The following is a 12,233-nucleotide window of genomic DNA, read 5'->3' as shown; positions in this document are numbered from 1 at the left end:
ATCAAGTTAATCCTTGAAACTGAATATCACTAAGTTTTACAATTAGATTGCGATTACCAGGTATAATGACAAAGCTCAAACCTGACATCGCTTTAATATTTTATTTTATTAATTTCATTATTCAATCTTAACACCTAAACCTTGAGACTTCTGTCCAGAGAATACAGCATTTTTTGAATTTCAGTCGTTTTTTCTATTAGACTGGCTGATAATTCATCATTTAGCAATTCCAGTCGATTCGAAATAATTAGCTGTGTTTCCAATTCAAATGCTGAGCCCTGGCTTATAGTCAAAAAATATTTGAATTGAGCTCCGCTACCTCTCCCAGAGCCTTCTGCAATATTCGAAGGAATTGAAACTGAACACCTCTTCATTTGTGAGATCAACCCAAATTTTTCGTCACTTGGCAAAAACGAGGTCGCTTTGTAAACTTCAACTGCCAGGTCAATTGATTTTCGCCATACTTTTAGTTCTTTAAAATTATGCATGATGCTTTGGTATTAAGTTATAAATACAAATATGCTTGGGATGATTTTATAATTTAAAAACCTATTATTCAATCTCGATACTTGATACTTATATCTTGATACTATTTCCTACAATAATTCAAAAATTCCTGCCGCACCTTGCCCTGTTCCTACGCACATGGTTACCATTCCGTATTTTTTGTTCTGTCTTTTCAGTTCGTTCATGATCTGCACAGACAGTTTTGCCCCAGTACAACCCAGTGGATGTCCTAATGCAATTGCGCCTCCGTTTACGTTAATCACATCGGGGTTTAAATCTAATGTTCTGATTACCGCCAGCGATTGCGAAGCAAAAGCTTCATTCAGTTCAATCAAATCGATGTCTTCCTTTTTTAAACCGGCTTGTTTCAATGCTTTTGGAATCGCCTCAATAGGACCAATTCCCATAATGCGTGGTGGAACACCAGCAATGCCGTAACTGACCAACCTGGCAATCGGCTCGGCATTTAATTCTTTCATTTTTTTTTCAGACACCACCAACACAAAAGCAGCTCCATCTGATGTTTGTGATGAGTTACCGGCAGTTACACTACCAACCGCATCGAATACAGGTTTCAGTTTAGCCAACTTTTCCAGCGTTGTATCTGCACGTGGTCCCTCGTCGGTATCAACCACATAAGAACGGGTTTTCTTTTTAAGGTTGTCATCCAGATAGTTTTCATTTACCGTTATCGGCAGGATCCCATCTTTTAAATGACCGTTTTTTATAGCGTGAATAGCTTTTTCATGAGATTTTAAAGAAAAGGCATCCTGATCTTCACGGCTCACATTATATTCTTTTGCAACGGCTTCGGCAGTTAAGCCCATGCCCCAATACCAGTCGGGATTGTTTTTTGCCACCTCTGCATTTGGCACCAGTTTCCAGCCGCCAAAAGGCATTCCACTCATGACCTCTACCCCGCCTGCGATGATACAATCGGCCATGCCAGCTTTAATTTTAGCAACTGCAGTAGCAATGGTATCTAAACCCGATGCACAGTAACGGTTTACGGTAACACCCGGCACTTTATCAGTGTCCAGACCCATTAGCGAAATCATACGACCAATGTTTAGGCCTTGCTCTGCTTCTGGCGTAGCATTACCCACAATTACATCATCAATCTGTTCTTTATCTAAATTCGGAACTGATGCTACCAAAGCCCTGATTACTTCTGCGGCTAAATCATCGGCTCTTGTAAAACGGAATACGCCACGGGGCGCTTTACCCACTGCTGTACGATATCCGGCTATAATATATGCTTCCATTATTTAAGTATCTAGTAGCTAGAATCAAGTATTAAGACTTAATTCGTTCATGATTATTTAATTTGTTACTTATGATGAGTAATTTCTTTCGACAGTAGCATCTTGATACTTGATACTCCTATCTAAAAACTCACTTTTAATTCCTCAATGGTTTACCTTTTGTAATGATGCTCTGAATCCGCTCTAACGACTTCCGCTCTCCCGCAAGTGATAAAAACGCCTCTCTTTCCAGATCCAATAAATATTGTTCCGTTACTTCTGTTGGTGCAGATAAATCACCACCACACATGACGTAGCCTAATTTTTCAGAGATTTTTTTATCATGTTCAGAGATGAAATGCCCTGCGTACATACTATTTGCACCGGCATAAACAATTCCCAATCCTTGCTTTCCTAATACTTTAATATCGTTCCGTTGTACGGGTTTCGTATAACCAGCATTGGCAAGTTCAATCGCTTTAGCTTTTGCATCAGCCAATAAACGGTTGCGGTTCATTGAGATCGAGAATTTATCTTTTTGCAGATAACCCAGTTCGTAAGCTTCGTAACCTGAAGTGGAGACTTTGGCCATACCAATGGTTAAGAAACGGTCTTTCAGCGCATTCTGCACAATCTGGTCGTCTTTAAATTCATCAGAAGCACGCAAAGCAAACTCTTTAGTACCACCACCACCAGGAATTACCCCTACCCCAAATTCAACCAGCCCCATATAGGTTTCGGCAGAAAGCTGAACATGATCGGCATGTAAACTGAATTCGCAACCACCACCCAAGGTTAAATTATGTGGGGCTACCACAACCGGAATGGAAGAATAACGGATCCGCATTGAGGTATTTTGAAACATTTTGATCGCCATGTTTAATTCATCCCACTCCTGCTCTACCGCCATCATAAAAATCATCCCTACGTTAGCACCGGCAGAAAAATTTGCACCGTCATTACCAATTACCAAACCACGATAATCTTTCTCCGCCATATCGATAGCTTTATTGATTCCCGAAATTACATCACCGCCAATGGTATTCATTTTGGTATGGAATTCTACATTCAGAATGCCATCGCCCAGATCAATAATAGAGACACCTGAGTTTTTCCAAACGGTTTTATTTTCGCGAAGGTTATCCAGAATGATAAACTCATCTGTTCCAGGTAAAGCTTTATAACTTTTAGAAGGGATATCATAATATTTTTTAACACCGTTCTCAACTTTATAAAATGAAGTATTTCCGGCATCCAGCATTTCCTGCACCCAGGCTGCAGCTTTATGGCCATATTGCTCCATTCCTTCTAAGCCTTCTTTTACGCCAACAGCATCCCATAATTCGAATGGACCAAGTTCCCAGCCAAAACCTGCCCGCATGGCATCGTCAATACGATACAGTTCATCAGAAATTTCGGGAATCCTGTCTGATACATATTCAAATAAACCAAAAGAAGAATGGCGGAACAATTCCCCTGCCTTATCTTTTCCTTTGACAAAAATCTTCATCCGCTCACGAAGGTTTTCTACGGGCTTGGTCATTTCCAAAGTCGTTGACTTTACCTTTTGCTGAGGCTTATATTCCAGGGTTTTTAAATCAAGTGCAAGAATTTCAGTTTTGCCGTCAGCAGTTTTGGTCTTTTTATAGAAGCCCTGTTTGGTTTTATCCCCAAGCCACTTATTTTCTTCCATTTTTTGCACATATGCGGGAAGTTTAAACAAATCGTGTGCTTTATCATCAGGGCAGTTATCATATAGTCCTTTAGCCACTTTGATCATGGTATCCAAACCTACCACGTCAGAAGTACGGAAAGTGGCCGATTTAGGCCTGCCCAATGCCGGCCCTGTAAACTTATCGACCTCTTCTACCGTTAAATCCAGTTTCTCAACCAAATGCAGGAGCGCCATAATCGAATAAACGCCTACCCTATTGGCAATAAATGCTGGGGTATCTTTACACAGAACGGTTGTTTTTCCTAAAAATTTGTCACCATACTGCATTAGAAAATCAACAATTTCTGGCTGCGTATGTGGTGTAGGAATAATTTCCAGTAATTTTAAATAACGCGGTGGATTGAAAAAGTGTGTTCCACAGAAATGTGATTTAAAATCTTCACTTCTTCCTTCAGCCATCAAATGGATAGGAATACCAGAAGTATTTGATGTAATTAAAGTGCCTGGTTTACGGAATTGCTCTACCTGTTCAAAAACCTTTTTCTTGATATCAAGATTTTCAACAACCACTTCAATCACCCAGTCGTAACCGGCAATTTTCGGCATATCATCGTCGAAGTTTCCGGTCTTGATCTTATTTAACGCTTTTTTAGTGTAAATTGGCGATGGATTTGTTTTTACAGCCGTTTGCAAAGCTGTATTTACAATCCGGTTTTTTACAGCCGGGTTATCCAACGCTAATCCTTTTGACTGTTCCTCGGGGCTGAGTTCTTTCGGGGCGATATCCAGTAACAATACCTCAACCCCTATATTGGCGAAGTGACATGCAATACGCGACCCCATAATACCTGACCCTAAAACTGCAACTTTATTAATGCTTCGTTTCATTATTTATTTGCTTTTCATTAGTCTGACAGTAATGCTTTGTGAAAATTACTATCAAACAGGTTTGATTACTATATTGATTAATCTACAGTATAGGCTACTGTAATATCATTTAATTTAATAAGCAGGTTAATAAAAGTCTCTTTTTCTTTTTTTGAGAAATGCTCATCGAGATATTCGTTAAATTTCCGAACCACCCCCTTAGCCAACTGTTTTTTCGCTTTACCAAAATCAGTCAGAAAAACTTTTACTGAACGTTTATCGCCTACTGATGTTTCCCGGAAAATGAGGTTAGCCTCTTCCATGTTATTCAACATACGCGATAAACTGGTTGCTTTAACGCCAAGCAAGCCTGCTAAATTTGAGACTGCAGTTCCCTCAACATCATCTATATTAATAAGCATGTAACCAATGGCCTGGGTAATTCCGAAACTGGACGCCATCTGATTATACTTATTAAACATATTTTGCCAGGCAAACTTTACATGGTAATCTATGGTTTGTTGTTGTTTCATTTTCACAAATTTATTATGCTTGCATAACAAAGCTAATGAATGTATTTTGTTAATGCAATAGAAAAATTCAAAATATTTGTCAAATTTTCCTTATCATAGTCATACACAAAATGAAAACGCGTATTATGTTTAAAGTAAAACAAATAATCTTGTTTAGTTTCTTTATTTTATGGGCTGCCATTTGCCAAAGCCAGGTTTCCTATTTCGGAGAATCCCTGTTAAACAGTCAAAAACTAGAGGTTTTCAAAAAAACAACTACCTTATTTACTTTCCAGTATGCTGACTATGGCGAACTGAAAAAATTTGATCAGGCCATCAAACAAAACTGGACCATTACACCGTATAAAATTATTAAACCCGAAGAGCTGGCCCGTTATGATACGCTTGCCAATTATTCTGTTTTTTATTTTGACACTTATACCGAGAAAACAGATAGCACAACCAACGTAAATATTATTTATGCACTGAAATTGTTAACCCCATCGAAAAAACCCAAGATAAAGCAAGAAAGCATATTGGCAACGATTGCCATTTTTACTGATCCGAATACCAATCTGCTAGTTAAAATGCAGGATCAACTATATGGTACCAAAAGAAGCATAAAAAATAATATTTTATCCCATTTATATAACAAGTCTATTTTCTTTAATTGGTCGCCCGGCTTTTTAACGGGTTATCTGAAACAGATTAATGATGGATTGCTTGCAAATCAAAATTGTAATATAGATTATCAATTTTACAATAAGATACGCTTACCAGAACTGACAAAGGAAATACTTTATGTACCTGAATATATTAAGGAAGTTTTTTCTTCAAGATTAACACTTTTACCTCCTTCAGGTATAATTGCTGAGCCTTATAATTACAAACTCAAATTCGTATCGTATCAAACGCTGGATAGTTTAATCCTGAATAAAGCTGTTCCCGTTAAATATGTAGTTTATACGCAACGGTCTAACGATAAAATAATAAGCGTATATGATAGCAAGGATGATAAACTTATTTATCAACGCTTTTATCCGCAATCGCCGAATTTTGAAATGAATGATTTAAGCGAGATTAAGAAAGTGATTGTATCGCTTAAATAAGTTTAGTTCAATGATCTAAGGTCGATTAACACTTATACGTTTTGATCCATTTAACCTTTTTTCCACCGTAATCGTCATGCTGAACTTCCGCCCGGCCGGTCGGACGGGTGTTTCAGCATCCTTTTTATTAGAAAGACCCTGAAATAAATTCAAGGTGACGACTTTGTTTAGGGATCTTCATTTCGTTCAGAATCCTTTTGCACTAAGTTAGCTTAAGAAAAATCCTTCACTGTATTCAGGACAATAATTCGCATTTATAACCATTAACCAAATCATTTAGCGACCATATATAAAACCCCTATAAAACTAAAAAAGTCCCGATTTTCATCAGGACTTTTTATTAATATAATTAAAACAGACTAATAAAGCGTAAACTCTACACGACGGTTTTGTTGACGACCAGCTGCTGTTTTATTAGAGGCAATTGGTTGACCCATGCCGTAACCTGTAGCTTCAATACGTGAAGCATTTGCACCTTGCGAAACCAAATAGGCCTTAACAGATTCTGCTCTTTCTTTTGATAAACGTAAGTTTAGTTCTTTTGAACCTGTATTATCTGTATGACCAGCTAATTTTAAGCTAAAATTTTTCTGGATCAATAATGCTGCAACTCTATTTAGTGAGGCGTAAGATTTAGAACGGATGGTTGCTTTACCTAAATCGAACTCTAAGTTTTTAATTGCTTCATTAACTACTTTACGGTCTTCTTCTGTTATGATTACTTTTTCTACAACCTTTTCTGGTGTTTTTAATGGACAACCGGCACCATCAACAACAGTACCCGCTGGTGTATCCGGACATTTATCCAATTTATCTGCAACACCGTCACCATCTGTATCTTTCAACACATCATTTAGTTCTGAACGTAGCTTTGCATTATCAGCTTTTTGAGCATTCAATTCAGATCTCAAACCTTCTGCAGTTTGTTTTGCTTTTAGCGCTTCATCATAAGTTAAGGCTACCGGATTGTGGAAAGCCAATTGTTTTCCGCTACCTAAAGCAAATTCTAAACCGGCATAAGCATAGTTATATTTATCGTTTCCGCCCTTATAATAACCATCCAAGTTATCGCCATCAACAAAGTTGATGGTCCAACCTAAATCGAAATTAACCGCATCAGAAATTTTAAACTTAGCACCTAAACCTACTGGAATGATCAATTCATGGATGTTATCGCCGCTACCAAATGTTGATGTTCCCGCTGCTGTTGTGATGGTTGGTTTATAAGCTGCAATACCCGCTCCGGCAGAAGCGTAAAGCTGCAAAGCATTTTCTTTTTTAAACATATCAATATTGAACATGTTTACCACCGCATTTAAACTTCCAGAATAAGATAAGTCTGTCTCAAAAGATCTTACCGGAGAGTTGTTTACCAAACCACTTTCATAGGGCTCGCTATTATCGCCCTTTAATTTACCTCGAACTCCATCTAAACGAAGGGAGAAGTAAGGTGTAAATTGTTTTTTAATGTAAAGGCCATAACCTAAACTTGATTTGTTGTTACTGAAATCATTTTTTCCCCCTAGTGGTGATAGTGGCGTTAGCACACCAGCGTTAACACCAATAGACCATGTTCTTAATGTAGTTGAGGCTGCCGGATTTTCCTGAGCTGAAGCAACTGACCCGATTAATAGACCAGCAAGGGCAATTGGTAGGGTTTTTGATAATTGTAGTTTCATAATTTTCTGTTTAACGTTGAATAGCGTCTCACAATCTTTACAATTGCCATACCAAAAACGCAGGCAGATAAAATAATTTTATCAACTTATTAACAGTGGTTATTTCTACAACAGATGTCTAAACAAAAACCTTTTAGCCCATTACTGGTATAACATCAAACTATTTGCAACTATCAATTTATTGTGAAAACGTTCCAGTTCAAGCGTTAATACGCTCAAGAAAGCAATTATGAAAACGCAATTGATCATTTGGTGTTTAACAACATAATAACTTAATCATGAGATACTTAACGCGGACCCGATTTAACGCAATGATCAATCAAGCATAGTGTAGAAATGGCTACCAGCCAATGGCTTTATCATCACCCCTTGGGTCGGCACCTCCCTGATAATTCCCCCATTTTGTTCTTAAAATCGCATCAACTCGACCGATTGGGCCTCTTTGTAATATTTGATAGCCTTTTGCCTTTAACTTTTCCGTTGATGAGCTATCAATCGCATCTTTTTCTACATACACTTCATCTGGCAACCATTGGTGATGAAACTTTTTAGCGGCTACAGCTGATTGCATAGACATATCAAAATCAATCACATTAATGATGGTTTGGAATACAGAAGTGATAATGGTTGAGCCACCCGGTGTACCTACCACCATAAATAATTTTCCATCTTTTTCTACAATGCTAGGTGTCATAGAACTTAACATTCGTTTATTTGGGGCTATGGCATTGGCTTCGCCACCAACTAAACCGTACATATTTGGTGCACCTGGTTTAACCGAAAAGTCGTCCATTTCATTGTTTAGCAAAAAACCAGCACCTTTTACGGCCACCAACGATCCGTAAGAACCATTTAAAGTAGTGGTAATGGAAACAGCATTTCCATCGCGGTCTACAATAGAGAAATGTGTGGTTTCTTCATGTTCGGTCCCTTTTATTTCACCAGCCAAAACAGCACTGCTTGGAGTTGCGGCGGCCCAGCTGAAGTTTGCCATCCGTTTTTTATTGTAGGCCGCATTTAATAATTGCTGTTGCGGAACAGTGTAAAAATCAGGATCTCCTAAATGTGTTGCACGATCAGCATACACTCTTCTTTCAGCTTCTACCATCACCTGCACAGTTGAATCGGCATTATGCCCCCATTTTTTTAGTGGATAAGGTTCTACTGACTGAAGCAATTGGATCAAGGCAATACCTCCGCTGGAAGTTGGCGGCATGGTAATAACTTTATAACCTCTATAATTACCTGTTATAGGTTTACGCCAAATGGCATGATAATTTTTTAAATCTGCTTTTGTAATCAGCCCATTCCCGCGTTGCATTTCGGCTACAATCGAATCAGCTACAGCTCCTTCGTAAAAACCTGATCTGCCTTTCTCCTGGATCAGTTTTAAGGTGCTTGCCAATTCCTTTTGAACCAACACATCATTTTCCTGCCAGGTGCTTTCCAAATTCACGAAAGCCGTCCCGTTTGGATTAAACTCCATAAATTTTCTATGCAAACCGTTCAATTCACCAGCTTGCCTTTTGGTCATTTTGAAACCAAGTTCTGCCAGATCAATTGCAGGCTGCAGTACCTGTGCCCAGGAAAGCTTACCATATTTTTTATGTGCCTCTACCATACCATCTACTGATCCGGGTACACCTGCAGCTAAATGACCATAAAGGCTTTTATCCACGATTGGATTACCGGCAACATCCAGATACATATCTCTATTGGCCGCAGCTGCCGCTTTTTCTCTGAAATCCAAGGCATTTATTTCGCCTTTTGCACTGCGGTAAACCATAAAACCGCCTCCACCAATATTGCCGGCATTAGGATAAACCACTGCCAGGGCAAACTGAACTGCAACAGCTGCGTCAACCGCATTTCCTCCTTTTTTCAAAATATCTATGCCTACCTGCGATGCTTCTGGGTGGGCGGAAACCACCATGCCGTTTTTATACTCACCACTGTTATTTTTACCCAACTGCCCGGTTACACAACCAACCAATGGTAGCACAACAATTAGGCATATTATTGATTTTTTGATATTATTGATGGGCTTTATAGTTTTCTGCATCCCGATAGATTTTTTCGATTATTTCATTGTTTTTTTCGGTGATCACTTTTCTTTTCAAACTTAATTTTGGCGTAAGCTCGCCACCATCTATGCTCCACTCTTTAGGTAACAGCGCAAATCTCTTTACCTGCTCCCATTTCCCAAAACCTACATTTGCCGTTTCGATAACTTCGTTATATTTAGTAAGTACCTGCTCATTGTCAATCATCTCTTCATTTGAGTTGAAAGTAAGCCCTTTTCTACCTGCCCAGTTTCTTAAGGTTTCGAAATTTGGAACAATCAGTGCAGAAGGGAATTTTCTATTTTCGCCCAAAACCATAATCTGTTCAATAAAAATCGATTCTTTATATTTATTCTCCAGCATTTGTGGAGCAACATATTTACCACCTGCTGTTTTAAACATCTCTTTTTTACGATCAGTGATTTTTAAAAAGCGGCCGTCAACCAATTCACCGATATCTCCGGTATGAAACCATCCTTCCTGATCTACTGCTTCCTGGGTTAAGTCGGGCCGTTTATAGTAACCCTTCATTACCTGATGCCCCCGGGTTAATACCTCGCCATCAGGTGCAATTTTAACTTCAACGCCTTTAATTACTTCACCAACGGTGCCGAACATGGTTCCACCGAAATGATTAACTGTAATTACAGGTGAGGTTTCGGTTAGGCCATATCCCTCAAAGACAGGCATGCCAGCTGCCCAGAAAATTCTCGACAATCGCGGATTTAGCGCAGCTCCGCCTGATACGATCACTACAATTTCACCACCTAATGCTTCCTGCCATTTTTTGAAAACCAGTTTACGGGCAATCCCCAGTTTGAAGTTGTACCAGGCACCGGCGTTGATGGTGTATTTCTCCGCTAAGGCCACCGACCAAAAGAAAATTCCTTTCTTAATCCCCGTTAATGCTTTGCCTTTTTCCATGATCTTATCGTACACTTTTTCAAGAAGCCGTGGAACAGTAGAAAATGCATTAGGTTTTACCTGTTGAATATCGGCAACAATAGTTTCCATACTTTCCGCATAATAAACTCCAGTATAATTAAACAGGTATAAATAAATGATCATCCGCTCGAAAATGTGCGATAAAGGCAGAAAACTTAAGCTTTTGTTAACACCTTCGGGCATAACCACAGCCGAGTTTACAAAATTCGATACTAAGTTATTATGCGTTAACATGACTCCTTTAGGCGTTCCTGTTGTACCAGAGGTATAAATTAAAGTTAACACATCTTCAGGCGCAACATTTGACCGATAGGTTTCCAAATCAATATCAGTACTTGCTTTACCGAGTTCAATTAAGGTATTCCAATTTTCGGTTGCTGTAATTTCGTTAAAACTGTAGATCTTAATAGCCGGATTTATGACATCAGCGCAAGGTTTAATTTTTTTATACAATTCCTCGTCAGCTACAAAAACTATAGTGATTTCCGCATCTTTTAAGATGAATTCGATATCGTGTTCGGCCAAGGTTGGATATAATGGAATCTGATAAGCGCCGATCTGGTTGGCAGCAAAGTCAGCAATATTCCATTCAGGCCGGTTGTGCGACATCACGGCAACTCTACCACCTTTACCAATACCTTGTTTAATTAATCCACGGCTTAAGTGATCTACAATGTTACAAAAGTCTACTGTACTATAATTTATCCATTTTCCGTTGACTTTCCCACTGATGAATTCCTGCTTAGGATTTTCGAGGCTGTATTTTAAAAGATCAAAAACCCGTTTAATTTCTGCCGCCATATGAATCGTATATTATTTGGTTAAATTAAAAAATCAAACATAAAGGATTGGTACCTTATGTGTATTTATTTAATGAAAATAATACTTCGTAATAAGTAAAACGCTGTAGTTACTTTCCATTAAAATATTTTTAATAAACTTAGCGATTACAAAATTACTATGCAAGCATTGTTTTTATTCGGTTAAAATTTTTACCAAAAAAACATAAACGGCATTAAAGTTGTTAGGCTGATTATTATTTACAAAACATTTAAATTATGAAAAAGTTATTTACAATTTTAGGATGCATTGCATTATTTGCCCTTAGTACAACAAACGTTAAAGCCCAAAACTACAAAACCGGATTAGGCTTAGGTATTGACTTCGGAGATGGCGCTACATTAGTTGGTCCTTCAATCAGACACCATTTCAGCCCTAAAGCAGCTCTTCAGGGAGATGTATTATTTGGCGGAAACTCAACAATTATTCAAGGTTTCATCCAATACAATTCATCTATCCGTGGTGCAAAAGGTTTAGACTGGTATTTAGGTGGTGGCCCTTCTGTTCAATTGTATGATGGTGGTTCTAACTTTTATCTTGTTCCAATGGTTGGTTTAGATTACAAATTCTCTGGTGCACCATTGGCATTAGCTTTAGATTGGAGACCAAGACTTTACATTGGCGATAACAATAGCGATTTCAATGCTGGAAGATTTGGCTTAGGATTTAGATATATTTTCTAGCAGATCGTTTAGCGCCGGGCGCATGGCAAAAGGCGTTAATACAGCAGGCATTTAACAAAAAAAAACCCGTAAGAAGAATTTCTTACGGTTTTTTTTTTGCCTGAATTAC

The 12,233-nt window shown here is 38.4% G+C and carries 9 protein-coding genes; 2 read left to right on the top strand and 7 right to left on the bottom strand.

Translation table 11 applies throughout. The features are described 5' to 3' along the window. Positions 1-134: 134 nt before the first annotated feature. The 4 genes from PGN18_RS12290 to PGN18_RS12275 all read right to left on the bottom strand — a co-directional run bounded on the left by PGN18_RS12290 (position 135) and on the right by PGN18_RS12275 (position 4,826). Complete coding sequence (locus PGN18_RS12290) at positions 135-488, bottom strand: four helix bundle protein (protein WP_335319790.1); 354 nt, start codon at positions 486-488, stop codon at positions 135-137. A 108-nt stretch (positions 489-596) separates the two neighbouring features. Next, positions 597-1,772, bottom strand: a complete 1,176-nt coding sequence (locus tag PGN18_RS12285; protein WP_335319789.1) for an acetyl-CoA C-acyltransferase — start codon at positions 1,770-1,772, stop codon at positions 597-599. A 136-nt stretch (positions 1,773-1,908) separates the two neighbouring features. After that, a complete protein-coding gene (locus tag PGN18_RS12280) occupies positions 1,909-4,314 on the bottom strand; it encodes a 3-hydroxyacyl-CoA dehydrogenase/enoyl-CoA hydratase family protein (RefSeq protein ID WP_335319788.1) in 2,406 nt (801 codons plus the stop codon). A 77-nt stretch (positions 4,315-4,391) separates the two neighbouring features. Then, entirely contained in the window at positions 4,392-4,826 is a 435-nt protein-coding gene (locus tag PGN18_RS12275; RefSeq protein ID WP_335319787.1) for a MarR family winged helix-turn-helix transcriptional regulator, read from the bottom strand. A gap of 110 nt (positions 4,827-4,936) precedes the next feature. Here PGN18_RS12275 and PGN18_RS12270 point away from each other — a divergent pair, with 110 nt between their 5' ends. Continuing rightward, positions 4,937-5,914, top strand: a complete 978-nt coding sequence (locus PGN18_RS12270) for a hypothetical protein (protein ID WP_335319786.1) — start codon at positions 4,937-4,939, stop codon at positions 5,912-5,914. A gap of 359 nt (positions 5,915-6,273) precedes the next feature. On the opposite strand, the gene PGN18_RS12265 is transcribed toward PGN18_RS12270, so the two are convergent. The 3 genes from PGN18_RS12265 to PGN18_RS12255 form a co-directional block, all read right to left on the bottom strand. Further along, a complete protein-coding gene (locus PGN18_RS12265) occupies positions 6,274-7,593 on the bottom strand; it encodes an OmpA family protein (RefSeq protein WP_335319785.1) in 1,320 nt (439 codons plus the stop codon). 340 nt (positions 7,594-7,933) lie between these two features. Next, positions 7,934-9,655 (bottom strand): gamma-glutamyltransferase, encoded by a 1,722-nt coding sequence (gene ggt, locus PGN18_RS12260; protein ID WP_335319784.1) that lies wholly within the window; start codon positions 9,653-9,655, stop codon positions 7,934-7,936. Then, positions 9,627-11,402 carry an AMP-dependent synthetase/ligase gene (locus tag PGN18_RS12255; protein WP_335319783.1) on the bottom strand — a complete coding sequence of 592 codons (1,776 nt, stop codon included), beginning with the start codon at positions 11,400-11,402 and terminating at the stop codon, positions 9,627-9,629. The genes ggt and PGN18_RS12255 overlap by 29 nt, the downstream gene beginning before the upstream one ends. Before the next feature lie 257 nt (positions 11,403-11,659). On the opposite strand from PGN18_RS12255, the gene PGN18_RS12250 reads away from it, so the two are divergent. Further along, on the top strand, positions 11,660-12,124 hold the full coding sequence (locus tag PGN18_RS12250) for a hypothetical protein (RefSeq protein ID WP_335319782.1): 465 nt from the start codon (positions 11,660-11,662) through the stop codon (positions 12,122-12,124). Positions 12,125-12,233: the final 109 nt, after the last annotated feature.

The sequence above is a fragment of the Pedobacter terrae genome (assembly GCF_036946585.1).
GTDB lineage: Bacteria > Bacteroidota > Bacteroidia > Sphingobacteriales > Sphingobacteriaceae > Pedobacter > Pedobacter terrae_C.
Note: the sequence above shows the minus strand (reverse complement) of the source record. Positions and strands in the feature narration are given on the sequence as shown.

What these genes read in the sequence shown, in the direction of transcription:
- PGN18_RS12275 (WP_335319787.1), bottom strand. Translation starts at nt 4,826, where the DNA reads ATGAAACAACAACAAACCATAGATTACCATGTAAAGTTTGCCTGGCAA.
- PGN18_RS12280 (WP_335319788.1), bottom strand. Translation starts at nt 4,314, where the DNA reads ATGAAACGAAGCATTAATAAAGTTGCAGTTTTAGGGTCAGGTATTATG.
- PGN18_RS12290 (WP_335319790.1), bottom strand. Translation starts at nt 488, where the DNA reads ATGCATAATTTTAAAGAACTAAAAGTATGGCGAAAATCAATTGACCTG.
- ggt (WP_335319784.1), bottom strand. Translation starts at nt 9,655, where the DNA reads ATGCAGAAAACTATAAAGCCCATCAATAATATCAAAAAATCAATAATA.
- PGN18_RS12285 (WP_335319789.1), bottom strand. Translation starts at nt 1,772, where the DNA reads ATGGAAGCATATATTATAGCCGGATATCGTACAGCAGTGGGTAAAGCG.
- PGN18_RS12255 (WP_335319783.1), bottom strand. Translation starts at nt 11,402, where the DNA reads ATGGCGGCAGAAATTAAACGGGTTTTTGATCTTTTAAAATACAGCCTC.
- PGN18_RS12265 (WP_335319785.1), bottom strand. Translation starts at nt 7,593, where the DNA reads ATGAAACTACAATTATCAAAAACCCTACCAATTGCCCTTGCTGGTCTA.
- PGN18_RS12270 (WP_335319786.1), top strand. Translation starts at nt 4,937, where the DNA reads ATGAAAACGCGTATTATGTTTAAAGTAAAACAAATAATCTTGTTTAGT.
- PGN18_RS12250 (WP_335319782.1), top strand. Translation starts at nt 11,660, where the DNA reads ATGAAAAAGTTATTTACAATTTTAGGATGCATTGCATTATTTGCCCTT.